23 protein-coding genes are annotated in these 24583 nt (G+C 45.8%); 10 read left to right on the forward strand and 13 right to left on the reverse strand.

The window, feature by feature from the left end; all coding sequences use genetic code 11:
• The first annotated feature begins 4 nt into the window (after positions 1-4).
• The gene (locus JK130_RS00520; RefSeq protein ID WP_218352247.1) at positions 5-226 is read left to right on the forward strand and encodes a hypervirulence associated TUDOR domain-containing protein; all 222 of its coding nucleotides are present in this window, start codon (positions 5-7) and stop codon (positions 224-226) included.
• Positions 227-284: 58 nt separating this feature from the next.
• On the opposite strand, the gene lysC is transcribed toward JK130_RS00520, so the two are convergent.
• From lysC to JK130_RS00540, 4 genes are all read right to left on the reverse strand, one after another.
• Positions 285-1574 carry a lysine-sensitive aspartokinase 3 gene (gene lysC, locus JK130_RS00525; RefSeq protein ID WP_246587660.1) on the reverse strand — a complete coding sequence of 430 codons (1290 nt, stop codon included), beginning with the start codon at positions 1572-1574 and terminating at the stop codon, positions 285-287.
• A 94-nt stretch (positions 1575-1668) separates the two neighbouring features.
• Positions 1669-2118 (reverse strand): DUF192 domain-containing protein, encoded by a 450-nt coding sequence (locus JK130_RS00530; protein WP_218352249.1) that lies wholly within the window; start codon positions 2116-2118, stop codon positions 1669-1671.
• Between the two features lie 166 nt (positions 2119-2284).
• A complete protein-coding gene (gene acnB, locus JK130_RS00535) occupies positions 2285-4897 on the reverse strand; it encodes a bifunctional aconitate hydratase 2/2-methylisocitrate dehydratase (protein ID WP_218352250.1) in 2613 nt (870 codons plus the stop codon).
• 173 nt (positions 4898-5070) lie between these two features.
• Positions 5071-6177 carry a PQQ-dependent sugar dehydrogenase gene (locus JK130_RS00540; RefSeq protein WP_218352251.1) on the reverse strand — a complete coding sequence of 369 codons (1107 nt, stop codon included), beginning with the start codon at positions 6175-6177 and terminating at the stop codon, positions 5071-5073.
• A gap of 142 nt (positions 6178-6319) precedes the next feature.
• Between JK130_RS00540 and JK130_RS00545 the strand changes: the two genes are divergently transcribed.
• The 3 genes from JK130_RS00545 to JK130_RS00555 all read left to right on the forward strand — a co-directional run bounded on the left by JK130_RS00545 (position 6320) and on the right by JK130_RS00555 (position 9653).
• Positions 6320-6781: a hypothetical protein gene (locus JK130_RS00545; RefSeq protein WP_218352252.1), complete on the forward strand. Its 462-nt coding sequence runs from the start codon at positions 6320-6322 to the stop codon at positions 6779-6781.
• Positions 6782-7244: 463 nt separating this feature from the next.
• The gene (locus JK130_RS00550) at positions 7245-8405 is read left to right on the forward strand and encodes a PQQ-dependent sugar dehydrogenase (protein ID WP_218352253.1); all 1161 of its coding nucleotides are present in this window, start codon (positions 7245-7247) and stop codon (positions 8403-8405) included.
• Between the two features lie 678 nt (positions 8406-9083).
• The gene (locus tag JK130_RS00555) at positions 9084-9653 is read left to right on the forward strand and encodes a hypothetical protein (RefSeq protein ID WP_218352254.1); all 570 of its coding nucleotides are present in this window, start codon (positions 9084-9086) and stop codon (positions 9651-9653) included.
• 276 nt (positions 9654-9929) lie between these two features.
• On the opposite strand, the gene JK130_RS00560 is transcribed toward JK130_RS00555, so the two are convergent.
• Positions 9930-10961 carry an alpha/beta fold hydrolase gene (locus JK130_RS00560; RefSeq protein WP_218352255.1) on the reverse strand — a complete coding sequence of 344 codons (1032 nt, stop codon included), beginning with the start codon at positions 10959-10961 and terminating at the stop codon, positions 9930-9932.
• A gap of 434 nt (positions 10962-11395) precedes the next feature.
• Here JK130_RS00560 and JK130_RS00565 point away from each other — a divergent pair, with 434 nt between their 5' ends.
• The 3 genes from JK130_RS00565 (at position 11396) to JK130_RS00575 (ending at position 14632) form a co-directional block, all read left to right on the forward strand.
• Positions 11396-12076 (forward strand): spermidine synthase, encoded by a 681-nt coding sequence (locus JK130_RS00565; RefSeq protein ID WP_218352256.1) that lies wholly within the window; start codon positions 11396-11398, stop codon positions 12074-12076.
• A 157-nt stretch (positions 12077-12233) separates the two neighbouring features.
• The gene (locus tag JK130_RS00570) at positions 12234-13472 is read left to right on the forward strand and encodes a DEAD/DEAH box helicase (protein WP_218352257.1); all 1239 of its coding nucleotides are present in this window, start codon (positions 12234-12236) and stop codon (positions 13470-13472) included.
• A gap of 206 nt (positions 13473-13678) precedes the next feature.
• Positions 13679-14632, forward strand: coding sequence for a DUF4350 domain-containing protein (locus JK130_RS00575; RefSeq protein ID WP_218352258.1), 954 nt, complete (start codon positions 13679-13681; stop codon positions 14630-14632).
• A 538-nt stretch (positions 14633-15170) separates the two neighbouring features.
• Here the strand turns inward: JK130_RS00575 and JK130_RS00580 are convergent.
• Positions 15171-15581, reverse strand: a complete 411-nt coding sequence (locus tag JK130_RS00580) for a hypothetical protein (RefSeq protein WP_218352259.1) — start codon at positions 15579-15581, stop codon at positions 15171-15173.
• A 158-nt stretch (positions 15582-15739) separates the two neighbouring features.
• Positions 15740-17563, reverse strand: a complete 1824-nt coding sequence (locus JK130_RS00585) for a DUF885 domain-containing protein (RefSeq protein WP_218352260.1) — start codon at positions 17561-17563, stop codon at positions 15740-15742.
• 473 nt (positions 17564-18036) lie between these two features.
• On the opposite strand from JK130_RS00585, the gene JK130_RS00590 reads away from it, so the two are divergent.
• The 3 genes from JK130_RS00590 (at position 18037) to JK130_RS00600 (ending at position 19387) form a co-directional block, all read left to right on the forward strand.
• Positions 18037-18315, forward strand: coding sequence for a hypothetical protein (locus JK130_RS00590; RefSeq protein WP_218352261.1), 279 nt, complete (start codon positions 18037-18039; stop codon positions 18313-18315).
• A gap of 116 nt (positions 18316-18431) precedes the next feature.
• Entirely contained in the window at positions 18432-18794 is a 363-nt protein-coding gene (locus JK130_RS00595) for a hypothetical protein (RefSeq protein ID WP_218352262.1), read from the forward strand.
• Positions 18795-18856: 62 nt separating this feature from the next.
• Positions 18857-19387 carry a hypothetical protein gene (locus JK130_RS00600; protein ID WP_218352263.1) on the forward strand — a complete coding sequence of 177 codons (531 nt, stop codon included), beginning with the start codon at positions 18857-18859 and terminating at the stop codon, positions 19385-19387.
• 146 nt (positions 19388-19533) lie between these two features.
• Here the strand turns inward: JK130_RS00600 and JK130_RS00605 are convergent, their stop codons facing one another.
• Genes JK130_RS00605 through JK130_RS00630 form a run of 6 tightly spaced genes read right to left on the reverse strand, consistent with a single transcriptional unit; the run spans position 19534 to position 24556 of the window.
• On the reverse strand, positions 19534-20838 hold the full coding sequence (locus JK130_RS00605) for a tetratricopeptide repeat protein (protein ID WP_218352264.1): 1305 nt from the start codon (positions 20836-20838) through the stop codon (positions 19534-19536).
• A 6-nt stretch (positions 20839-20844) separates the two neighbouring features.
• Positions 20845-21456, reverse strand: a complete 612-nt coding sequence (locus JK130_RS00610) for an energy transducer TonB (RefSeq protein ID WP_218352265.1) — start codon at positions 21454-21456, stop codon at positions 20845-20847.
• Between the two features lie 6 nt (positions 21457-21462).
• Positions 21463-21867, reverse strand: a complete 405-nt coding sequence (locus tag JK130_RS00615; RefSeq protein ID WP_218352266.1) for an ExbD/TolR family protein — start codon at positions 21865-21867, stop codon at positions 21463-21465.
• Positions 21868-21890: 23 nt separating this feature from the next.
• Complete coding sequence (locus JK130_RS00620; protein ID WP_218352267.1) at positions 21891-22418, reverse strand: MotA/TolQ/ExbB proton channel family protein; 528 nt, start codon at positions 22416-22418, stop codon at positions 21891-21893.
• Positions 22419-22420: 2 nt separating this feature from the next.
• Complete coding sequence (locus JK130_RS00625) at positions 22421-23785, reverse strand: MotA/TolQ/ExbB proton channel family protein (RefSeq protein WP_425514577.1); 1365 nt, start codon at positions 23783-23785, stop codon at positions 22421-22423.
• A 12-nt stretch (positions 23786-23797) separates the two neighbouring features.
• Positions 23798-24556: a DUF3450 domain-containing protein gene (locus JK130_RS00630; protein WP_218352269.1), complete on the reverse strand. Its 759-nt coding sequence runs from the start codon at positions 24554-24556 to the stop codon at positions 23798-23800.
• Between the last annotated feature and the right edge of the window lie 27 nt (positions 24557-24583).

Here is a 24583-nt window from a genome sequence, read left to right on the forward strand (position 1 = left end):
TACGATGAGCAAGGCATACCAGACTAACACCGAAGTAGAATGGGAATGGGGAAATGGCAAAGGTAGCGGTAAGGTTAGAGAAGTATTCTGGGAAAAAGTAAGCCGTACGCTGCAAGGCTCAGAAGTGACCCGCAAAGCCGATAACGACAATCCTGCATATTTAATTGAACAAGACGATGGCGATAAAGTGCTAAAACTTCATAGTGAAGTGTCTGAAGCTAATTAAAATCATACAGAGCCAGCTTAAAAATCGCTGACTCTCTATGTTTATCTGTATACAGGCTTTATTCAAACAGCGCTTTGTGCAGATGCTGCACAATGGGGGTACTGTTTTTCTCATTGACTAAAAATGACATATTGTGTGGGTTTGCCCCAAAACAAATCATACGTAGATTATAGTCAGCCACCGCGGCAAAAATTTTACTTGAAACCCCTTTTGCGCTTTGCATATGGTTACCCACCACAGTGACCAGGTCAAAGCCATGCTCAACCTTTACATCACACAACGTCTCAAGTTCGGCAATGGTTTCTTTGTTCAATCGCTGGGCTACCGAATTTGCTGGGTTGTCGAGTGTAAATGATACCGAAATTTCAGAGGTAGTGACCAAATCAACACTTAACCGGTGCTTGGCAATAATGGCGAATACCTGCTGCAGGAAGCCTTGTGCGTACATCATCTTAGGTGTTTTTACCGTAACCATAACCTGTTCTTTACGGCGTGTTATAGCCCGGTAAGGGGGTTCGTCTTCACAATCGCGCATAATCCAGGTGCCACCCTGCCCGGGAGCTTTACTTGACCCGACAAACACTTTGACATTACCGCGCAATGCTGGCTCCATCGTTGCCGGATGCAGTACTTTGGCACCAAACGTAGCCATTTCAGCGGCCTCTTCAAAACTAAGTTCAGGCAGTGGGTGAGCATTGGGGGCAATACGCGGATCGGTAGTATACACTCCGGCTACATCAGTCCAAATTTCACACACCTGGGCGTGTAACGCTTCAGCAAGTAAAGCGGCGGTAAAGTCTGAACCGCCCCGTCCCAGTGTTGTGGTTTTGCCGTGTTCATCTGCACCGACAAAGCCCTGAGTCACTACAATTGCGTTGTTGGCTTCAGGCATCAACAACGCCGTGCTTAATGCAGCGATGGTTTCAGGCTCAGGACTGGCAGCGCCAAATTCACTGTCGGTACGTAGCACTTTGCGTACGTCAAAGTTTATTGCCTGATTCCCCATTTCGTTAATAACCGCACTAAACAGTAGCGAGGATATTCTTTCGCCCATCGACAACAACTGATCTTTTAAATCATCCCGATGAAGTATTTCTTCATGATGCGCAAGACCTGCCATTTCGTCTAACAGATCGTCGAGCTTGTCCTGAACCAATTCGGGTTCATTGAGCTGATTGACAATCGCCATTTCAATTGCTTTTATCGCACTGCAAATATCTTTTATTTGCTCTTGGGTCATTGCAGTATGCGCAAGAGTAACCAAATGATTGGTAACCCCGGCTGAGGCACTGACAACCGCAATGCGGGTCGCTTTATTGTTCAGAACAATACGGGCACAGTTTTGCATGGCGTCAAACGTGGCCAGGCTGGTACCGCCAAATTTCGCGATTGTTAATGATTGGGACACAACTTTCCTCCGGTTATCGCTATTGCAGTCTGATTTATGGCTTGATGGTTACTGAATCGCCGACTTTGATTCCCTGTTGGGCAAACCAGCCCTGGTTCATCTCCAGTGCGTACAGAACTTTTGTAGATGCCGCCACGGCGTTCAGATCATGAGGTTGTAAGGGTTTGATATCAGTAATCACCCCGTTACTGTCGATATAAGCAACATCAAGCGCCACAAAGGTATTTTTCATCCACATACTGGCTTGTTTGGGCGGCGAAAACTGAAACAACATGCCACAGTCATCGCATAATGATTTTCTGAACATGAGCCCCTGAGCTCGTTGCCGCATGCTTTTGGCATACTCTACGGTGTAGGGTTGTCCCTTTAGAACCACCGTAGCCTGCTCAAATTCAACCGGCTGGCGGGCATGTGCTGTACTGCATGTCACCAGCAAAAAACCTAGCACAGCAGCAAGAAATGTTGCTTTCATTGTATTATGCATTGTTATTTCCTATGCGAAGGTCTGAAAAAAAGCCAGAGACAAATAGCCGAAAAATTTTACGTCACGCCGCAGTCTACCTATGCGTTAAATAATTATCCAGTAATCTGTCAGGCATAAAAAAAGCCGGCTCACAAAGGACGCCGGCTTCGTTATCGCGTTAGGTAAACTAGGCGATATTCAGGGTAGGAATAATCTTCGCTTTGGCATCTTCTTCTGCCTTCATGAAGCTTTCAATCTTATCAAAGTTCAGATAGCGATAAACTTCAGCGGCCATTGAATCAATTTTGCCGGCGTATTCCATGTACTCATCTACGGTAGGTATACGACCCACAATGGCACCCACCGCCGCCAGCTCAGCAGAGGTAAGGTATACATTGGCGCCATCACCTAACCGGTTAGGGAAGTTACGGGTAGAAGTAGATAATACCGTAGCACCGGCATCAACCCGTGCCTGGTTACCCATGCACAGTGAACAGCCTGGCATTTCGGTACGTACACCCACGCGGCCATAAATGTTGTAGTAGCCTTCTTCCATTAGCTGCGCTTTGTCCATTTTTGTTGGTGGAGAAATCCACAAACGAGTAGGTAGCGTTTTGCCATAGTTGTCCAGCAGTTTACCGGCAGCGCGGAAGTGACCAATGTTGGTCATGCAAGAACCGATGAATACTTCATCAACTTTGTCGCCCGCCACATCTGATAATGTTTTCGCATCGTCAGGGTCGTTCGGACAACAAACAATAGGCTCTTTGATGTCGTTCAGGTCAATCTCGATAACCGAAGAATACTCGGCGTCTTTATCAGCACGCATCAATTCTGGGTTAGCCAGCCACTCTTCCATCTTTTGAGCACGACGCTCAAGTGTACGCGGATCGCCGTAACCTTCGTTAATCATCCAACGAAGCATAGTGATGTTTGAACGCAGGTACTCGGCAATCGAGTCTTCTGACAGGTTAATTGTACAACCTGCAGCTGAACGCTCGGCAGAGGCATCAGATAATTCAAAAGCCTGTTCAACCGTTAAGTCTTCTAACCCTTCAATTTCAAGAATGCGACCTGAGAACTGATTGATTTTACCTTTTTTCTCTACGGTCAGCAGGCCTTGCTTAATACCGTAAAGTGGAATGGCATGTACCAGATCACGCAAAGTGATACCAGGCTGACGCTTACCTTTAAAGCGAACCAAAATTGATTCTGGCATATCCAGAGGCATAACCCCTGTGGCCGCCGCAAAGGCAACCAGACCAGAGCCCGCCGGGAATGAAATGCCTAATGGAAAACGAGTATGCGAGTCGCCACCGGTACCTACGGTATCAGGCAACAACATACGGTTTAGCCAGCTGTGAATAATACCATCACCCGGACGTAAGCTAACACCACCACGGTTCATAATGAAATCAGGCAAAGTGTGCTGAGTTTCAATATCAACTGGCTTCGGATACGCTGCGGTATGACAGAATGACTGCATGGTCAAATCGGCAGTAAAGCCCAGACACGCCAGATCTTTAAGTTCATCACGGGTCATTGGACCGGTGGTATCTTGCGAGCCTACGGTGGTCATTTTAGGTTCACAGTAAGTTCCCGGACGGATGCCATCTACGCCACAGGCCTTACCCACCATTTTTTGCGCCAGCGTATAGCCTTTGCCGGTGTCTTTAGGCTGTTCAGGCGTACGGAACATCTCAGTTGGACCCAGACCCAATGCTTCGCGCGCTTTGTCGGTCAGGCCACGGCCGATGATAAGGTTAATACGGCCACCAGCGCGTACTTCATCTAAAATCACTTTTGACTTATAGCTATATTCGGCCAGCACTTCACCCGTTTCGTGGTTAGTGATTTTGCCTTCATATGGGAAAATGTCGATAACATCGCCCATATTCATTTTTTCTACATCGGCTTCAAAAACCAGTGCGCCAGCATCTTCCATGGTATTGAAGAAGATAGGGGCTACCTTGCTACCAATACACACACCGCCGCCGCGCTTGTTGGGCACACCAGGCATATCTTCGCCAAAGAACCACAACACCGAGTTGGTCGCTGATTTACGTGAAGAACCGGTACCGACTACGTCACCCACAAAGGCAACCGGGTGGCCCTGGTTTTTCACTTCATCAATTTGCTTCATTGGGCCGGTAACACCGTGCTCTTCTGGCTCTAAGCCATCACGAGTCATTTTGTAGGCGGCTAATGAATGCAATGGAATATCTGGACGTGACCATGCATCAGGGGCCGGAGACAAATCGTCGGTATTGGTTTCGCCGGTCACTTTGAACACAGAATAGGTGATTTTATCATCCATCTTGTTACGCTGGGTGAACCACTCGGCTTCGGCCCATGATTCGATGACTTCGGTTGCGTACTTATTGCCTGCTTTATGCTTTTCTTCCACATCATGAAAGGCATCAAACATTAGCAATGTATGCTTTAGTTCTTTGGCGGCTAATGGCGCCAGTGCATCGTCATCGAGTAATTCGATTAAGGTAACAATATTATAACCGCCGTGCATATTGCCTAGCAGTTCTACCGCTTTTTCACGGCTGATTAGCTCACAGCTATCATCACCTTTGGCTAGTGCACTCAAGAAGCCAGCTTTTACATACGCAGCTTCATCTACACCCGGAGGAACACGCTCAGAGATAAGCTCAAGCAGAGTTTCTTCTTCACCTTTAGGTGGATTTTTCAGCAATTCGACCAGACTGGCCACTTGCTCAGCATTCAAGGCCTTAGGAGGGATACCTTGTGCAGCACGTTCATCTACGTGTTTGCGATACTCTTCTAACACGATGTCTTCCTCATGGTTAGTCCTGCCGGAATAAGTTAACGGTCTTGGCGACAGGACGTGACTAATAAAACGCCGGAATTATATCGGCATATAGCATTAATTTGAATGATAATACGCTTTTAGTTACTTATAACCGGTATTCAGCCTGCCTATATCACTATTGAAAAGCGCAATTATTGCGGTGCAGTCTGGGCAGGCGTGACCCTAAGCACTTCGGCTTTGGCGCCATCTGTAAGTACATAAATGGCACCGTCTTTGCCTACCGCTACATCGCGCAAGCGCTGGTCTATCTTGGTAAAAATTCGCTCACTACGCGCGGGGGCAGCATCTATATTTACCCCTAATAAGGCTTTTTCTTTTAATGTAGTAACCAGCAACTGACCCGAAAGCGCAGCAAAGAGGTCATGATTATAAAGTGCCATGCCCGAGGGTGCGACAGAAGGTGTCCAATCAAATAGTGGATGTTCCATGCCCGGATAATCTTCGTAAGGTGAAATTCGGGCACCAGAATAATCTTTGCCATTGGTTATGACCGGCCAGCCATAATTGTTGCCCGCTTCAATAATATTAATTTCGTCGCCACCGGCGGGGCCATGTTCATGAGAAATGATAGCTCCGGAGTCTGGGTGAACCAACAAACCCTGAGTATTGCGGTGGCCTATCGAAAAAACATAAGGCGCATCGGCAAAAGGGTTGTCTTTAGGGACGCTACCGTCTTCGCGAAAGCGCAAAATTTTACCCAGCTGGCTGCTTTTGACCTGAGCCTGCTCCCGATAGTCAAAGCCATCGCCTGAGCTTACCAGCCAGGTGCCATCGGGCAACTTAGCCAGCCGACCGGCAAAATGTACCGGCGTGGCCTTGGCCGGCTTAACAGTTACAATAGGTGTTATCTGGTTCAAGCTGTCATTTTCTAACACGGCGGTGGCGACCACCAGCTGGTTTGCCGCATCATTACCGGTAGCATATGAAATCAACACCCGGTTAGAAAGTGCGAAATCATGGGCCAGCGCGAGATCTAACAAACCGCCCTGCCCTTTAAAATACAAACCGGGTAACTCTACCTTTGAGCGACTAAGCTGTCCGTTTTCATCAATAAACACCAGGTTACCTTTACGTTCAGTAACAACCCAACGGTTGTCGGGCAGTTGCTGTAACGTCCAGGGCTTATGTAAAGGTTTGGAAGTAAGGCTTTGAACCTGATAATCGGCCTGAGCAAATAACTCACCCGTGCCCAGCAACATTAGCCATGTGCCAAGCCAAACCCGCCATTTACAATGCATATAAAATCCAGTCTGATAAATAACAAGAGCCATTAGCGTAACACGAAATTCATGTAAAGTAGGTGATATACGTTGAAGGCATAGATTCTGCACGCCGGGCAGGCTAGACTGACCGCCACTTATGTTTTTGGCGGAGCCATTTATGTCTTTTTTGTCCCTCTTGCGTCGCTTTGTAGTGGCCCTGATGCCGGCCTGGGTAGTGACCTATGTGCTGGCCTGTGTGTTTCATTCACAGCGGGTTATTCATGCGCTGACCGAGGTCGATGTGAAGGTTCCCTTTGGCGAACGCCTATCGATGAGCGCTTACGATGTGTGGGGCTTATTACCCACTTATGGCCCAGCCATAGCTTTAGCCTTGGTTTTAAGTATGGTGGTAGTGGTTCTGCTCGGTCGCTGGATAAAACCCTCGCCTTATATTGCCGCACTGGGCGGTGGGGTTGCGATGCTGGTGATGCTGCTGTCAATGCAGCCCATCATGGGCGTAACTTTAATTGCCGGCGCCCGGGAAACCACCGGTATTATTCTGCAATGTTTAGCCGGAGCAATTGGAGGCGTGGTGTTTCATTATTGCTTTAAACCAGCGGCGCCCAGTAAACACCGATAGCCTGATCGCAATTAAGTGTTGGCGTTTAGCCGTCGCGGGCGCTGACACAAATGAAGAGTCATTGTCGCTTTTCGGCCACTTTGCTCTATCGGTTTTACCAGAACCGCCTTTTGCTGATGAAACGAGCTTAACCCGCACAACGGACAGCCGGGCTTTGGTTAAACAGACCTGACGACGCCTGATGCCGTCGTAAAAACATGCAAGACCGATTTTGAAGTGCCTCCCACCAACGTCATTTAATTCAGCCTGTGCCGACCGAAACATCTGATTGTTGATATAACTGATTAGGAAGGGCAAGCTCGTCATCATGGTAACTACGCAGATTTTCCTGAATAACACTAAAGCGCTTTGTCTATTTTGAGCTTTAGCGTGTAATACACGTAATACGATTATTACTCATTGTTTGCGTGCCACACTAATAGATGGTGGGAGTTACGCGAATGTCAAGAAGGGTGGATTCAATATGCGTCACAAAATAGCGTTTCTCTTCACGATGCTAGCGACATCTTTTGTTGCTGTAGCTCAGTCTGAGTCGTCTGCACAGGTCGAGATAGATGGCAGCCAGGGCACCTCGCTGACCGGTGCTGTGATGACATCATTTGATAAACCCTGGGCAATGACCTTTTTGCCTGATGGTCATAGTCTGGTTACTGAAAAGACGGGCAAATTGTGGCTACTTGATGAAAACCAGCAAAAACGTTTTTCAGTAAGCAATGTGCCTGACGTTACCCCACGCGGCCAGGGCGGTCTTGGTGATGTAATCATCCATCCCGAATTTAACACCAACAATACTCTATATCTTTCTTACGTAGAGCGCGATCCGCAAAACGATGCGTATAGTGGCGCAGTGATTGAACGGGCAAAACTAAGTATTTCTGATAGCGGGGCAAGCTTGTCTGAAAGAGAGCTTATTTGGCGCCAGTCACCCACAATGACCGGAAACGGACATTACTCTCATCGCATGGCTTTTTCGCCTGATGGCTACCTGTTTATCACTTCTGGCGATAGGCAAAAGTTTATGCCGGCTCAGAATATGGCGATGAATCTTGGGAAGGTCTTGCGCTTAAATGCAGACGGTAGCGCGCCAAAAGACAATCCATTTTTTGGCAACGGCAGCGTGACTAACCAAATATGGACACTAGGTCACCGCAATCTGCTTGGCATCGACTTTGATAAACAAGGCAATCTGTGGACCCATGAGATGGGACCCAAGCATGGCGACGAACTTAATATTATTGAAAGAGGCCGCAACTATGGCTACCCGATTGTTTCGCAGGGTGACCATTACTCAGGCGTGAAAATACCAAATCATGAAGATAATCCTGTTTTTAAAGCTCCTGAACTGGCTTGGGTACCCGCCATCAGCCCCGCCGGCTTCATTATTTATAAAGGCGATTTATATAGTGATTGGACAGGCAACGGGTTTATCGGCGGCTTGTCTTCTAAGGCTTTAATACGTGTTACCTTTAGCCAGAATGACGAGGGTGACTGGAACGTTGAGGAAGCTGAACGGTACGAGTGGGGCAAACGAGTTCGTGAAGTAGAGCAGGATGACAAAGGCAATATATACGTACTTGAGGACAAAGAAGGCGGACGCTTGATAAAGCTTCAACACAAAGGCTAGGCGATAATTGGGACAAGTTGTTCTCAGCAAAAATCAGATTAACCCCAGAGCCCGGCCCTGCAAGCTGGCTGTCTGCTCAGGGCGTTTTTGTGACAAGGTTTAATGGCTCACGAATGTGTAAATGAAGTGTGGTTAGCAGCGTGTAAATGAAGCCTGGACGCTTGCTGGGAAAAAGCGACTCAGAACTCTGTGTTTCTCAGTATTAAAAAACGCATTGACGCCATCATGTCTGGCCAACACTCCCCCCTGCTTAGTTTCTTTTGCGGGCCACTGCATCCAATCACTACAGCCCCTTCAGTAAACATAGCTTTTTCTCGCACTAAATAATCTTAACTGAGGGTTATTTTTGCCAATAAGCCGCATACATAACGCTGCTACAAGCCTAATTTGTAGAGTATACATTAAATGGCCTGAATGGCTGTCGCTAAGTAATGAATGTCATAAAAGGCGCAGCAAGGGGGCAGAAAGTGCCTGTCCTATTTTCATACTGATAGAAAGGAAAAAGCATCAGCGCTTTTCGGCCATTTTGGCCGGCCATTTTAGTATTATTCGTCTTCCCAAAAAAAACTTTAGAAACCATAAGCTTTTTTTGTGTTTTCTTGCGTATAAGATTTCATTGTATCCGAGGCGTGCTGATTGATGCGCACATTTAACCCACAGCAAGGGAAACTCGACCCCATGAAAAATATAATCAAATCAGCCTTACTGGCCACTCTCTTTTGTTTCTCATTTTCGTCAATGGCATCTTCAAAAATGGCCAAAGGCACCTACGTGCCGGTAAAGGGTACAGTGGAAACATTCACCGTGTCTGATCCTTCTCAGGGAGAAGCGCCCCAGCAATTGGGTACCTACAAAATTAAGCTTGTTAATAAAGACTGGAAGAGCCTTAGCGGACAAGAGCGCAAAACCACGCATCGTAAGATAAAAGTTGAAGGCGTTTTGGTAGGTACAATTGATCCTTTAACCGGGCTTGCCTCGCATAGATTAGTAGGAGAGAAGCGGGATTATACATTGCGTTCAGAGAATGACGTGCTTATTCCACAATCCGGCGATTTCATCTGCTCAGGTGGCACACCATTAGTGATCAACGAACACATTAACCTGGTAAAAGGAACGGGGCAGTTCAGCAATCTTCACACTGGCACTATTGTGCTTAGCGGCGTAGTTAATAATTGCCCTGGCAGTGAAGATTTCGGGCAGAACAATCTAGAAATTGTTCCTAATCAGGGCGGCGTCACTTTCAATTAATCGTTACCTAATAATCGTTACCTAATAATCGTTACCTAGCACAAAGGCCGTCTCAGAGCTTGGAGACGGCCTTTTTAATAAGCATTGTAGTTCTGAAAAAGTATTGCCCCTATCCCGCTGAATAAACCCTGCTTTTTTTAATTAGTGTGTAATACGAGGTTGCCTCCCGGGTACCGCATGCCCAAGTTGAGGCGAATACCGTGTTTATTAAAGATTCAAAGTTAACGAGTTTACCCTGCTCCGTTTGAATTAATTTCTTATTGGCGCGTTAAAAAATCATTGGCTCTGGGTCTGTTGATGCTGAGTCGGTGGGGCAAAGGCCGTCAAAATCAGTTGCGCGCTTTTTTCAGGTGCATCAAGCCACGGTAAGTGACTTGCATTTTTAATAACATGAACAGAGGCATTGTGCATTTTCGCTGCTAAATTTTCTGCATTTTCAATAGTGTCCCAAACATCTTTATCGCCCACGATAAACGTAACCTTATGGGGCAAGTTGAATAGCGCATTTTGAATCAGGTATTCCTCTTTGAAACCTCCAAATTCCACACAATTTTCAAGCAATGAATTAAATGTGCGAGCATTTCCTGGAATAAGCTGAGCATTAACGTCGTTTTGCCAATATACATCAGGTAATTGTTCTGGTTTATGAACCAGCATCATTTTATGAAAGTCCTTACTTCCTTCGATCGACGGCTGCCCAATTAACTTTAAGAGAATCTTGTTGGCCCCGGACAGGCCCATCATTATGACCTGAGGCGGTATTTCTACAGTGCCACCTGCTGGATGACCAATCAATACGAGTTGTTTGACGCGTTCTGGATAAATAGCTGCAAAATTCACACTGAAAAGCCCACCCATAGAGTGCCCAACCAGGTGCGCGCTGGGTAAATTTAACGCATCCATAAAAGAACGAATGAACTCTGCACCATGTTTTGGCAGGCTTACGCCTTCGTAGTTAAAGTTATCCGTCAAGCCACTTCCCGGGCGGTCTAAAACAAACAAATGATAAGAGTTAGCCAGTTCTTCCATAACAGTAAACCATTGTGAAGCGTAGCCGCCCCCTCCATGGATCAGAATTAAAGGATCGCCCTGACCCATTTCAAGATAATGAATACGTTTAACAGGCCCTTGTGTTTGCACAAAATTGGATTGAGGGGTGATTCCAGCTTTTTGAAATAAGGCACTACTACTTTGTATATAAGCGGCGTTGCTGGTTTCAGTAAATTCTTTATCCGACACGGTCACCCACACAACAAGCATAAGTAGGGTTATAAACAAGCCCAAAAGTGCTTTAATCCCTAGTTTCATATCAGCCCCCGGTAATTGATATAAGCCGTGTCCGCACCTACTTAGAAAGAATAGACCAGTCTGTCAGATTCAGCCTTTTTTTAATTTTGGTAGCACAATCGCTCCACAACAGGAGTGGCAAGTTTATAGCAATCGGGCAGAGTCAGCTCGCACCTACGGGTCTTCTGGAGACGCAGGCTGCTGTCTGAAAAAACAGTCAGTTAACGAGTCTGTTTGGCCTAAAGCTGACTGACATACTTGATAAACGGTTATCGCATGCGTGTGAGTGATCTGTGTAAGGGTTTTCAATATTCATAGAGCATAATGAGTCAGTACAATCTTAGCCTTAATTCCAAACCCGTGGATGTCTGACAAATGTGCTACTCTGCGCGCCGACATTCAGTATCAGCCAATATCACTGTTAAACAGTGTATCAACATAGGATAAGCCTGCAGATGGTTCCATGGGTTAAATTGGGCACAGCTCAAATTCCAAATAATGGTGGTGAATTAACATTTTCTCAGCGAGATGAAGAATTCAGTATCCGGCTTTCTGGTATTCGCGGCGAATTAATGAATAGCCGTGTCTATAACTCAGAAAAAGAACTCTCACAGATGGGCTGTGCTCATCTTAAATCGACCCCTGACGCGCATGTGTTAGTGGGTGGTCTGGGGATGGGATACACGCTTGCCGCTGCGCTAAAAGAAGTCACATCAAGTTCGCAGGTCACGGTGGCTGAGTTAATCCCAGAGGTGGTGGAATGGAATCAGGGACCATTAGGCAAATGCGCTAAAAATCCGCTTCAGGACCCCAGAACTACGGTTAAAGTAGGTGATGTAAAGCACCTTTTGAATACCAGAAAACCAACCTATGACGCCATCTTGCTCGATGTTGATAATGGTCCTGAAGGTTTAACCCATTCTGATAACAACTGGATTTATTCGTTGGAGGGTTTACAAGATATCTACGAGGTGCTCAAACCCAAAGGCATGCTAGCCATTTGGTCTGCAGGGCCTGATTACCTGTTTACTGTGCGTCTTAAAAAAGCGGGTTACAACGTTACCACCCACATTGCCCGCGCTCGTAAAGGTAAAGGAAGTAAGCACACAATATTCCTGGCGAAAAAAACCACCTGACTGCGCGCCAATTGAGCCGAACCTGTTTTTGCCTTTTTAAGCGGTTTTGGTTACCGCTTATTGTGTCACTTGCAAAAAAGCCAATAAATAGTGACACAAAGCTCACCGACACCAAGTATTATGGGCGCAATTTCCGTAAGTTGTGGGCTCTTCCCCTATGTCATTCAGCGCCTTAGGCCTATGCACTAAACTTTTAAACACCGTTGCCGAAAAGGGCTATACCAAGCCCTCTCCCATTCAGCAAGAAGCCATTCCAGCGGTATTGAGTCGACGCGATGTTATCGCCATTGCCCAGACAGGCACGGGCAAAACAGCCAGTTTTTCATTACCGATTTTGCATCTGTTGGAAGACAAGCCCCACCCTGAAGCCAATAATGTGAGAGCCTTAATCATTGCTCCTACCCGAGAGCTTGCTGCACAGGTTGCCGCGAATGTTGATACTTACAGCCAGAGTATGAATTTGCGCACCACGGCAGTGTTTGGCGGGGTGCGGATTGAGCCACAAAAATTTGAGCTAGAGCAAGGTGTGGATATCCTCATCGCCACCCCCGGGCGTTTGGTAGATTTATATAAGCAAGGTGTGATTAATTTCGAGCATCTCGAAATATTGGTTTTGGATGAAGCCGATCGCATGCTGGACTTAGGTTTCATTGAGCATATTCATCACATACAAAGCTTACTGCCTGAAAAACGCCAAACCCTGCTATTTTCTGCCACCTTTACTAAAGAAATCAAAGCCCTGGCAACAACGATGCTCAATAACCCTGTGACTATTGAGCTAGCCAAGGCGCAGGATCATATTGAAAGCATCACACAGGTATTGCATCCGGTGGACAAAGAGCGAAAAAACGCGCTTCTTCTTCACCTGATTAAAAATAATGACTGGTCTCAAATATTGGTATTTACGCGCACCAAACGCGGCGCGGACAGCTTAAGAAACGAATTAGAACAAGCCGGCATTGCGGCTGAATCCATTCATGCCAACAGAACCCAGCAAGCACGTACACAAGCATTAGATGGCTTTAAAAGTGGGCGTATAAAGGTGTTGATTGGAACAGACCTTGCTGCAAGAGGCATTGATATTGAGCAATTGCCCTGCGTGATTAACGTTGATTTGCCCTATGTACCCGAAGACTATATTCACCGAATAGGCCGCACCGGCAGAGCGTCGGCCAAGGGCTTAGCCATCTCGCTATTTAGCGACGATGAGTCGAAGCAGTTGAGGGCAATTGAGCGTTTTATCGGACGGCAATTTAAAAAAGTATTTGTGCCAGGATTTGCATCAACACCCAGACCTCCTGTTGCTAAAGCAGAAGAAGACTTATACGGTAATTTTGAAGCTGACGATAAATCAAAGCGTAAAGGCAAATCGAAGGAGCGTAAAAAACGTCGTTAGCGCTGTTAAAAGGGTTTCGTTTTGGGCGATTGATTTGTTAAGAGCGAATGAGCAAAGTCGAACCTACAACGAATGATTAGGTAAAGCAGCACACATTTATTTATTCGCCGGGCACGATATACCGTTACTCAACATTTCTCATGCTATCGTCCTATATGTAACTGGCACAAATCAATGGTAAAAAGTAATAACAAATGGAGTTGTTAATGAGGTTAGCTCAAAACTTAATTTTTATTGGTTTAGCTATAATATTGGTGGCCTGCTCTGATAGCCCGCAACAAGCTGACCCCGATTTCAGGCCTAAAAGCAGAGTCGCTCACTTCTCGTCTGAGCATGGCCCTATTGTTTCAATAGACGAAGCTCATAATAATTTTCTGACAAAAGACGGCAGGTACAAGCCATTCGCACAAGTCCTCAAAAGTGACGGATTCAGAGTCAGTTCAAATACTAAAAAAATTAGTGAAAAGCAGCTAAAAAATGTCGATATTTTAGTTATTGCAAACGCGCTTGACAGATATCGGGAAGATTGGCTGCCCCCCTTTGGGGAAGCACTCAATCAAAATGAAGTTGAAGTATTAAAGAGCTGGATACTGCAAGGCGGTTCACTATTTCTGGTCGCAGATCATACTCCGTTTCCCAAAGTTATAAACAATCTGACACTTGCTCTTGGGTTTCAGTTCATCAACGGGCACGTTGGGAATATCACTTTTAGTAGACTTAATCATTCACTTTCTGAACATGTCACTACATACAAAAGCGAAAGTACACAAGAAGAGCAACCTGTCTTTCTACAAAGTTTTGGACAAGTTTCATCTGATATACAACAGGTGAGATCATTTGGTGGTTCAGCATTTAAAGCGCCAGAGAATGCCGTGTCCCTATTGAATTTAGGTCCTGGTGTTAGCGCAACCGCACCAGAGATCCCGTTTCAGGTAGAGCCCGACACACCGCGGGTTTCAATGAAGGGATGGAGTCAGGGCGCGGTCCTTAAGCTTGGCAAAGGGCGAGTCGCGGTTTTTTCTGAAGGTATGATGTTTTCTTCGCAATTAATTACAAGCACAGGTAAAAAGCTTGGGTTACGTTCGGTGGGCGCCGAGCAAAACGAGGAATTTTTACTTAATATAATGCGTTGGTTGGCTGATAGGAAAAATGAAGTGTGAACGCTTCTTTTCGAGGAAAATTTTCCGGAGACGGAGAATAGGACCGTCATTTACTTCTCCTATTCCATTTCTATACTCAAAAGGCTCCGCGAGTTGAGATAATTTCGAAACAATTTCATCATTTTCTTCGTGATCAACATTATAATGTGCGACCCCAATTTCAAAGTCTTGAGTGCTTACTGAAAAATTGTAGGATAGAAGTATATTTTCGCTTTGGGGGGGCTGTGGCGACGGTGTGGGTGAAGAATTGTTGTCAGATGAGGAACCACAGGAAAAAAAGAAAGCAAGCACTAACAACCAATAGAGAACACTTAATATCCATATAAATTCTACCTATAAGTTACGTCCATGAAGTGAATTTTTCACAATAGTTCTTCAGTATCAAGTTGTCCCCATCCCTGTCGCCAAGACAGTAGCTTTGAAATACCTAAGGTCATCAAGTGCTATTGAAAAATTCGACGTAGATAGAAAAAGTAGCTGTCCTGCTCACCTGCCTTGTTTGACCACATAAAACCATTACGGCTAAAAGATTACTCTATCAATTTTTTGAAACTATTTTTTTTGTCAAATAAATAGCCGATAATATTAAAATTAATAGATTAAGCATTGTGACAGCGAAAGAACTTTCAGGAGACAAATTTTTCAGGAACGAATATCTAGCACTTCCAATGGTAAACTCACCTGTTTCTAGTAGTTCCTTCGTTTTAAAATATACAAAAACAGAATAAACAGCTACAAAAAGCCATAGAAAAAAAGTAAAAATCACTGAAATTTTTTCTTTTCTTTCGGCTTCTCTAGAATCTCCATTGCAAGTTACCTTAGAATTCTTTTCTTTAAGTAATTCAATAATTTTACAATACCTCTCAGGAAAAGAATGGCGGTCAATCGACTCTTTTGCTTCCATTAGCTCTTTTACAGTGTAGTTATCGTAATTTATATCTTTATTCATAAAAGTTTCGCTAACTAAAAATTCTTAATAGTATAAACAGGACAGTCACCTGCCTTCGGCTAACTATAGAAAGTGACTGTCATATTCATTTGCTATTCATTTGTCATAAAAAAGGTCGGCAGACCATTATGCCCTGCCGACCTTTTTAGCATTACTCGTTAATTTTTCTCGCTGGCAATCCAACGTTCTATTTTTTGTTCCAGTATTGGCAGGGGTAGCGCACCTGTGCCCAATACCTGCGCATGGAATGCTTTAATATCAAAGTTTTCACCTAGCGCATCCTCTGCCTGTTGGCGTAACTCCTGAATTTTCAGTGCGCCTACCTTATAACCCAGCGCCTGTGACGGAATAGCAATATAGCGCTCTACTTCTGCCACTACTTCGGTGCGGGTCATACCAGAGTTTTCCAGCATAAAGTCAATCGCCTGTTCCCGGCTCCAGCCTTTGGCATGTATGCCAGTATCTACTACCAACCGCATGGCGCGTAACTGTTCATCCTGTAGCGTACCGTAGCGGTTCCAGGGATCATCAAAGAAGCCCATTTCGTAACCCAACGTTTCAGAATATAACGCCCACCCTTCAACATAAGCATTGTTACCGCCAAAGCGCATGAATGCCGGCAGTTCTTCGTTCTCCTGAGCCAGGCTGATTTGGAAATGGTGTCCTGGAGCGCCCTCATGAAGATACAAAGTAACGTTGCCAGTGGTTAGCCGGCTGGGCAAATCATAGGCATTGAAGTAAAACGTACCCGGACGAGACCCATCTGGTGTGCCACTCTGGTACGAGCCGCCAGCACTGAATTGTTCGATAGACGGATCATAAGGCTTAATTTCGAGTTCCGTTTTGGGCAACAATGAAAAATAGTCAGCAATTTTCTTGTCAACTTCACGTCCGATACGGTAATACGTTTCGGTTAACGCTTCACGACTTTGTGGTTTAAATTGAGGATCAGTCCGCACGTAATCGAAAAATTCATTAAGTGTGCCCTCAAACTCCACTTCTTCCATAATCTCAACCATGTCAGCTTTAATTCGCTCTACTTCCTGCATCCCCAGATCATGCAGGTAGTCGGCGGTCAGCGGTAAAGTTGTGGTCTTCTCAATCAGGTGGTTATAAAGCTTTTCGCCGCCTTTCATCTGACTAAGCCCGATACTTTCTCTGGCCACAGGCAGGTATTCATCGTGCAGAAAATTACGCAGACGTTCAGTTGAGGCGTATATCTCTTTAGTCGCCTTCATATACTCTTTGGTCAAACGAGTTTTGTCTTGTTCACTGAAGCTGTCGGGGAACATCGTTACTGGCCCCCAGAACTGTGACTCCTTAATCGGAATCGCCAGTTGGGTGTCGAACTGCTTGATAACCCGATCAATCGTCAGCTTCGTTTCCAGTACACCCGTTTCCATACCTTCACGAAATCGTGCGATAGCCCGCTCGCCGATGTCGATATAATCCTGATGCCGTGACAGGTTGTTTTCATAATCTTCAATGGTTTTGAATGGAGCAGCCCCTTTACCACTGGCAAACGTAGGGTAAAAAGTATGGAAACCACTAAAGTGATTCACCGGGCGCACTTCTGTTAACGCACGTATTTCATCACTGGTAACTTTAAGACCCGTTTGCTGATCGTATTCAAATACGTCGTAGGCCAGCTGGTCGGTGGTATTTAGTTGTGAGCGATCTATTTTTGACAGCTCAGAGAGGTTTAACAATGTACTGGTCCGGGTCGCGATAGTATGGGCGTCGGTCAGAAAGTCGCCAAGCCGGTCGGCACGACGCATATCGCCCCGGAACAGCCCAGCAATAGGGTTCAGCGCCAGCTGGCGTTCATCTGCAGCTGCAAATAACGCGAATAAACGCTCATGCTCGCTTTGCTGTTGTCCCGCTACACTACTGTTGATGTCTGATTGCGGCTGTGCGGTCACTGGCATGGCTAGCGCGGCAGCCACCGCGCCACTTATCACAAGCGTTCTAAATACACTCACGTAATTCTCCCTGAATTGTCAGATGGTTAATAATTATTCTTTGCCAAAATGTAGCCTATTGTGTGACCAGCGTCGACGTATTTTAAGCCGTGCTGGCGAGAACACTGTAAGAAATGATGTCATAGCTTATATTGATGGGAGCGGCCTGGCTCAAATCACAAGGGGGGACGGTCGTTATTCTCTGATTGCTTGAGAAATAACGCTTTTTTCCCGGCCGCTCGATGTCGTAAATTAGCTCATCATCCCATTAAGTGAACATGAATTCATTTACGCAACCCTCACCTTGCAAGTAGGTGCCCCCATATTCAAAAAACCACCCGAGCACGCACTTATGCCCGGTCGCATTTTACCCAGCTGCCAACTTCCCGATATGTAGTAATACGAGAGTTTGTTTGCTATTAATAGTGAAAGAGCAAAAGTGAGTATGTCATGGCAGAAAAAGGCGAAGATTGCTTTGTTTCTGGTAAGAACCAGTGAGTTCAAGTAAAACAAAAAGCGGATTTCGTCTAGGGGCAGCTATTGGATTTCTTGGCTACCTTATCCAAAAAACCTCAGAGGGGGAATCATCCAGTATTTATTTTCTACTCTTAGAATCACTCTCATTTAGTTTATTTACAGGTGCTTTGTTCTGGTTTGGAACTACAGCATTGTCAGGAAAAGGGCATGCTGATATAGCCAACTCCGAAAAAGAAACAATCAATCCTGAGCCAAACAAGGAAAAGGTCATAGGAAAAGACAATAAAGAAATATAACAAGTAAATAATGGTACTCGCTGCCGCTCGCCAAGCCGCAGACACCTGGAGCGCTTCGCGATTATGCCTGAAGAGCCAGCGACCATATTTGGAAGTAACATATTAAAAGGATTTACATGAAAAAGTGGGAAGATTTAACATTCATTCAAAAAGCTGTAATAAGCATCAGCATAGTGGTGGCTGCCGCGTTTGCTCCTGAAATTGCGCTACTTGTCCAGTTTGGCGGTATCGAGGTAGCATTCGCATTTCTGCTTGTCGCTTTTCAGCCTATTTTGGCCTGGCTACAACGTTTCTATGTGCAATTTAAAAACATTATTAGCCTCGCAATAATTTCTATTAGGTATAGCAACTCAGCTAAACCTGGTGTCTTCGCATTGCAAGCATCATTTTGTTGTCTGGCATTGGCTTTGACAGGCTCGGGTATATTTGCCTTTAGCTTTTTCGTGCCTGGTATGCTGCTTAACGGCGTAATGATGTGAGCGCTTATGCCGCGACGTTACTGCTCGTTAGTTTAGTTCTAGCAATCAATCATGGATAGATAATGAAAAATTTTTTAGTTCTTCTTGTACTGTTTTTGTATGGATGTTCAAGCATTCCTGTTTCGACCATGCTTAAATATCGTAACTTTAACGAACAAAGTTTCGCTTCGCTAAACCCTTCTCAAATACGCTCGAAAATCAGGGTGTCAGACCCCTTCACTCTAAAACTCGAGAAAATAAAGCTAAGTCTCAGTTTAGAAAATGAAAAAGGGCTCAGGAATTTTCTGTTTCCACTTGTTCTCGAAGACCAGCATTTAATCGCTTCACAAGAGGGCTTCTTTTCATCGACCCCCGCGAAAACTGAATACACCTTCAGGCTCTCGGAACAGGCAGTTGCAAGTTTTGCCGAAACGCAAAATCTGCTTTCAGAAGATTTAAACGGCAAATATTCTTTCTCAATTGGTGCAGGCTTTAACGAAGAGCCAAAAGAAGGGCAATCTGTCTATATTTCAATTTTGCTGCAACTTGATGAAGACGACGGGTATTTTACTCTTATCGAAGACGCCGAGGTTGATTTAGGGAAAGACAGCTAACACAGCGCTAACTCGACGCCTTCGTACGATCGAAGCTTGTTCCTCGCGTAGCTTAGTTAAAGCGGTAGCCATCAAACCTAATCGTACATTGCCGATAAAAAAACCGCGTATATACGCGGTTTTTTCTGAGTTATTTGTTTACAGACTTACAAAGACAACTCAGCCGACAGTTGTTCCTGACTGGTTTTCTCTGTTTCTACAAACTTCAGCCACTGCTGGGCCATAGCGCGGCTTTTATCATAAGCCTCTGCCTGAGCCAGCTGTTCCATTGCCGCCACATATTGCTGCGTATTGTAAAGCGCCATCCCCTTAACCAGATGCGGCATCCCCGGGTTACGAAGCTGGCCTTTCTCTACGGCTTTGTCGGCAGCTGCAATGGCTTGTTCCCACTGCTCGCTATTCAGGTAGATCTGGGCCAGCTGCACCTCCAGTTCTCCGTCATCGGCTAAAGCCGCGGCTTCGGTTAGTGCCGGTATGGCTTTGTCAGTTTCTTTGGCCAGTTGCCAGCTTTGTCCTAAAAACTTCCAGTTACGTAAGTTTTTTTCAAGCACACCGTCTTCCAGACCCTGCTCCATGAGCTTTGCGCCTTTGTAAGGTGCGCGGTGGTAGTAATACAACTGTGCCAGATTAAAGATATCGGTACCGCTTTCCACAAATCCTCTCTGGTGCGCGGTTTCCATGATAGCCAGCTGCTTACGATCTTCGCCCAGCTCACCATACATACTCGCCAGTTGAATCCAGTATTTCGGCTTATCAAATAATTTGACCATTTTGATCAGAATATCTTTAACTTTCACTGGCTCTTTTAATTCATAATGAATGGCACGCTGCAGAATTAACCAGCCTTCGTCCGGCGCCTGATCTTCCGCTTCACGTTCAGCGACCGCCTGCTGTATATATTCTGCGGCCTGCTGATATTGTTCATCAGAATACAAGGCCTGCGCCTTCAATACTTTGTGCTTGGCCGGCACATCGCCATTATTAAGCGTTTTCCATCGGTCCAGATAATCGACCACCTGCTCGTAGTTACCCTGCATTAAATGTAACTGTGCCAGGGTATACAGTGTCGACATTTCAAATTTTACCGGTATGGGTTGTTGTTCGATAACCTGTGAAAATGCATCCAGGGCATTTTCATACTGCTCATCGTTATAATAGATAAACCCATAAAAATTGAACATCATCGCCCGCTCATAGCTATTCATCGAATAGTCTTTGCTTTTCACTTCTTCGAGAATCGAAATAGCTTCGGGCAGGTCACCGTTATCGGCTGCGGATTGCGCACGAGAAAATTGATCATATACTTTTGAGCGCAGCGTCGGCACTTCGCGCGTTTCTTTCTCGCTAGCTGTTTGCGCTTCAGCATAGAGACTGACCACGGGCAATGACAGGCCCACCCACGCCCAAAATGTCATCGCGGTAGTCAGGCGCTTAGCAATTGATTTTTTCATGTCCTCTTACCCGTCAATCTGAAAAGTGATCCGGTTTTGCACACCCGATACTTCTGTTGCTTCGCCATTTACCACTCTAGGCTTGTATTTGAACTTCAGCGCAGCATCAACTGCAGCCTGTTCAAAAATCCCTTCTGGCTTAGCTTGAATCACAATTGGATTTTTTACCGCACCCTGCTTGCTCACGGTAAACTCCACAATAACAAATCCTTCTATGCCACGTTGAAGCGCACGGCGAGGATATACCGGTGAGGATTTAACAATTGGTAAATATTCCCCATCACTGGAGTCCAGAGCAAGGCCACCATCCAGTTCGCCGGCATCACCTACATCAGAACTAAAGTCCATTGAAGAGCCTTGGGCATCCGGCGATGGCGAGTCCATTTGCTGTGGTTGCATTTGTGGCGGCTGTTCCTGAGGCTTAGGAGGCTTGCGCGGTTTGCGTTCTTTTGGCTCCACCGTTTCTTCCTGTTTCACCCGAACAAAATCCAGCACACTGCCACGAGGAGGCTCTGTCATCGCACTGCCTCCCATTTTTATCAATGATTGCATCACAAAAAACAAACCCAGGGTGATGGCCAGCGAAACGACCAGGGCAATTAAAAATCGAGCTGCCATGACTAATTACTCTTGTGCGGCGATCGAAACGTCATACACACCCGCTGCGCGCGATGCATCCATCACTTTAATTAAGGTATCTGTGGTCGCTTTTTTATCAGCCTGAATAACCACGGTGCCTTGCGGATTTTCGGCATGCAGACGCTCAATGTTGGCCTGCACGGCACGAACATCTACTCGACGTTTGTTAATCCAAATTTCACCGGTGTCAGAAATTGCCACTAATACACTTGCCCGGTTTTTCTGTACCGCGGTAGACGCTTCTGGGCGATTCACATCAATACCGGCTTCTTTCACAAAAGAGGCCGTCACGATAAAGAAAATCAACATGATAAATACCACGTCCAACATGGGGGTCATATCAATTTGGGCTTCTTCTTCATCTACCAGATTTTGGAAATGCTGCTTCATAATTTTTACCTTAACTTAGCGACTCAGTTGAGTTTACGCTCAATGATAATGGCATCTTCAAGATGCGCCCGTTCAGTTTTTGTTTTACGGTTTAACCAGGTTGAGGCAAACACGCCGGATAACGCACCGACCATGCCCGCCATAGTAGGTATCGTGGCTTTAGAGACCCCGGATGCCATTGACCGGGCGTTACCTGAACCCGAAATAGCCATCACGTCAAACACCTCGATCATGCCGGTTACGGTACCTAACAGACCGAGTAACGGACACAGCGCCACCAGCGCCTGAATAATGGGAATACTCCCGGTAAGCTCCAAACTGAGCGATGAGATGGTTTTCTGACGAATTTGCTCCGCATTCCATGACTTACGCTCTGAGCGAGCCTGCCATGCAGCCACTGCTCGCTTTTTCTTAGCTTTGTGCCATACGAGGATATACATCGCTCGTTCCAGAATAAGCAGCCACATCACAAAGATCAGCAGGCCAATGACCAGGAGTACCTGGCCACCGGTTTCGGTGAAATCGCGAATTGCTTCAAGAAAGGCCAACATAATCAGCTCCGCTCAGCGCGCTCTGCGATAACGCCCGAGGCTTGCTCCTGTAATATATAAACAATGTTTTTGCTGCGGGTATTCAAAATGGCATACAACAAGGTCATGGGAATTGCCACTACCAGACCAAGTACCGTGGTTACCAGCGCCGTTGAGATACCGCCGGCCATCAATTTAGGGTCACCGGTACCAAACAGGGTAATCGCCTGGAAGGTATTAATCATACCGGTAACCGTACCCAGCAGACCCATTAGCGGTGCAACAACAGAAATAATTTTGATGATAGTCAGATTTCGGCTCAATTTGGGTACCTCACCCAGAATTGCTTCGGTTAAGTGTAGCTCCAGAGCTTCAGTATCCGCATTCGGGTATTTATCACGCACTAACAATACACGTCCCAGTGGATTGCTTTTCTTCAATTTTTTACGTTTAAGCTGGCGTTTTACCTTGTTTTGAATGATTGACAGTGAAACCAAACGTTCCAATGCCAGTAACAAGCCGATAGCGCCAACAATCAAAATGATATAGCCAACTTCACCGCCCTGCTCGACCCGTTCTTTCAATGTGGGCGCCTGAACCAGTAGACCGAGAATAGAGCCGCCCGTGGGGTCAATCCCAAACTCAACCATTCGTCCTGAAGACTCTTGTAAGGTTTCAGCAGAGTCATTATAACGGTCTGCGGGTTGGCGAATTAATTCCGCTACCGTGCCGGTTACCCCGTTATAATCAAGGTATTTACCGTCTGAGACTAAGGCAAAGGGCCCTACGCGAACCACTTCTTTATTTACTTTTTCACCGCCAGCTTGAACTACCGAGGTGTTAAACTTAGTTACCTTGCCCGATTCGGTCATCTCGCGCTGCATTTCAAACCAAACCCGTTCAATCTCTTCAATTGAAGCCAGTTTGGAACTTTTACCCATTTCCTGCGCCATGTTACTTAAAAATTCAGAACGCCCCGGAATTTGGGCTGAGATCACCGAGTTCTGAAATTTGCTTTTGGTATCACCCGCCACCTGTTGGAGTACACCAAACAATTCTTTCAGCGAGCCCATACGCTCATCCAGCGCACCATTAAGATCTGCCAGTTTAAATTCGTTTTCTTCAAATCGTGTTTCAAGTTGTTCTGACTGCGCCAACATGGCATCGCGTTGGTCGCGAATTTCTGCCAGCATGGCATCTTGTTCGCTACGCTGTTGTAAGAACTGTTGCTCACGTTGTTTGTTTTGCTCAGATTGCGCAGATTGGCCTTGTTCCAGCTTTTTAAGCAGCGCATCTAAATCTAATGCACTGTTCTCTTGTGCCATAGCACTCACGCTGAAGCTTAATGCAGTCAGACAAACTGCCAGTGTTTTGAATTGTTTAAGCATGTTCATCTCTCCTTAGTCGGTCACTGCGACGGGTAACATTAGCAAGTCTGGCGCAAGTTGTTTCTTTGCCATTCTCAGGCCCTTGGTCACTTGGGTGCGGTAGCTACCATCCAGCGGTTGCCATTCACCGGTTTGCTTATTCCACACACCCTGACGACTGGCATCGCGGGTTTGATAAATCAATGTTGTGCGGCCCAAACGTAAAAACTCGACATCACGTTCCTGACCATCAATTACGTGCATGCCGCTATACGCTTCCATGGTTTTGCCATATTCCATTTCTACCTGGTAGGCTTCCATGACACGACGAAATTTTTCAGAGGATGAAACATCGGCGCGATCCATCATTTTTTTCAGGCCGGCAATGCGATCAGCACGTTCTTGTTGCAAAAAGGGCACATCTAACGCGACAAATTGCTCTAAGCCAGAGATCATTCGGATCATCAACGGTGTGATCTGACGCTCAATTACCGACACTTCGTCAATTGAATCATTCAGGTTGGTCATTTCCTGCTGTTGATTGTCAATTTGTTTGCGTAGCTGGTTGTTGTAAACCTTAAGCCCTTCGATTTCCTTGTTCAGTGTTTTAAACTGCTGAAGTTTGCTGTCAATTTGATCGGTGATCTTATTAATCTTTTCCTGAGACTGCGCGGCAGACTTGTTGATTTTGGCGGCTTCATCGACTACCGGTTTCAGGTTATCCTTGTCTTGGGCCAGAGCAGTTGATGACATCATGGCACCAACAAGTAGCAAGGAGTTTAAAAGCTTCATACATTCAAACCTATTTGTGGATAAGAA

The organism is Alteromonas lipotrueiana (assembly GCF_019249245.1).
Taxonomy (GTDB): domain Bacteria; phylum Pseudomonadota; class Gammaproteobacteria; order Enterobacterales; family Alteromonadaceae; genus Alteromonas; species Alteromonas lipotrueiana.

What these genes read in the sequence shown, in the direction of transcription:
- JK130_RS00575 (WP_218352258.1), top strand. Translation starts at nt 13,679, where the DNA reads ATGAGGTTAGCTCAAAACTTAATTTTTATTGGTTTAGCTATAATATTG.
- JK130_RS00595 (WP_218352262.1), top strand. Translation starts at nt 18,432, where the DNA reads ATGAAAAAGTGGGAAGATTTAACATTCATTCAAAAAGCTGTAATAAGC.
- JK130_RS00555 (WP_218352254.1), top strand. Translation starts at nt 9,084, where the DNA reads ATGAAAAATATAATCAAATCAGCCTTACTGGCCACTCTCTTTTGTTTC.
- JK130_RS00600 (WP_218352263.1), top strand. Translation starts at nt 18,857, where the DNA reads ATGAAAAATTTTTTAGTTCTTCTTGTACTGTTTTTGTATGGATGTTCA.
- JK130_RS00530 (WP_218352249.1), bottom strand. Translation starts at nt 2,118, where the DNA reads ATGCATAATACAATGAAAGCAACATTTCTTGCTGCTGTGCTAGGTTTT.
- JK130_RS00625 (WP_425514577.1), bottom strand. Translation starts at nt 23,785, where the DNA reads ATGCTTAAACAATTCAAAACACTGGCAGTTTGTCTGACTGCATTAAGC.
- JK130_RS00540 (WP_218352251.1), bottom strand. Translation starts at nt 6,177, where the DNA reads ATGCATTGTAAATGGCGGGTTTGGCTTGGCACATGGCTAATGTTGCTG.
- JK130_RS00565 (WP_218352256.1), top strand. Translation starts at nt 11,396, where the DNA reads ATGGTTCCATGGGTTAAATTGGGCACAGCTCAAATTCCAAATAATGGT.
- JK130_RS00550 (WP_218352253.1), top strand. Translation starts at nt 7,245, where the DNA reads ATGCGTCACAAAATAGCGTTTCTCTTCACGATGCTAGCGACATCTTTT.
- JK130_RS00620 (WP_218352267.1), bottom strand. Translation starts at nt 22,418, where the DNA reads ATGTTGGCCTTTCTTGAAGCAATTCGCGATTTCACCGAAACCGGTGGC.
- JK130_RS00580 (WP_218352259.1), bottom strand. Translation starts at nt 15,581, where the DNA reads ATGAATAAAGATATAAATTACGATAACTACACTGTAAAAGAGCTAATG.
- JK130_RS00570 (WP_218352257.1), top strand. Translation starts at nt 12,234, where the DNA reads ATGTCATTCAGCGCCTTAGGCCTATGCACTAAACTTTTAAACACCGTT.
- JK130_RS00545 (WP_218352252.1), top strand. Translation starts at nt 6,320, where the DNA reads ATGTCTTTTTTGTCCCTCTTGCGTCGCTTTGTAGTGGCCCTGATGCCG.
- JK130_RS00615 (WP_218352266.1), bottom strand. Translation starts at nt 21,867, where the DNA reads ATGAAGCAGCATTTCCAAAATCTGGTAGATGAAGAAGAAGCCCAAATT.
- JK130_RS00630 (WP_218352269.1), bottom strand. Translation starts at nt 24,556, where the DNA reads ATGAAGCTTTTAAACTCCTTGCTACTTGTTGGTGCCATGATGTCATCA.
- lysC (WP_246587660.1), bottom strand. Translation starts at nt 1,574, where the DNA reads ATGCAAAACTGTGCCCGTATTGTTCTGAACAATAAAGCGACCCGCATT.
- JK130_RS00560 (WP_218352255.1), bottom strand. Translation starts at nt 10,961, where the DNA reads ATGAAACTAGGGATTAAAGCACTTTTGGGCTTGTTTATAACCCTACTT.
- JK130_RS00610 (WP_218352265.1), bottom strand. Translation starts at nt 21,456, where the DNA reads ATGGCAGCTCGATTTTTAATTGCCCTGGTCGTTTCGCTGGCCATCACC.
- JK130_RS00520 (WP_218352247.1), top strand. Translation starts at nt 5, where the DNA reads ATGAGCAAGGCATACCAGACTAACACCGAAGTAGAATGGGAATGGGGA.
- JK130_RS00605 (WP_218352264.1), bottom strand. Translation starts at nt 20,838, where the DNA reads ATGAAAAAATCAATTGCTAAGCGCCTGACTACCGCGATGACATTTTGG.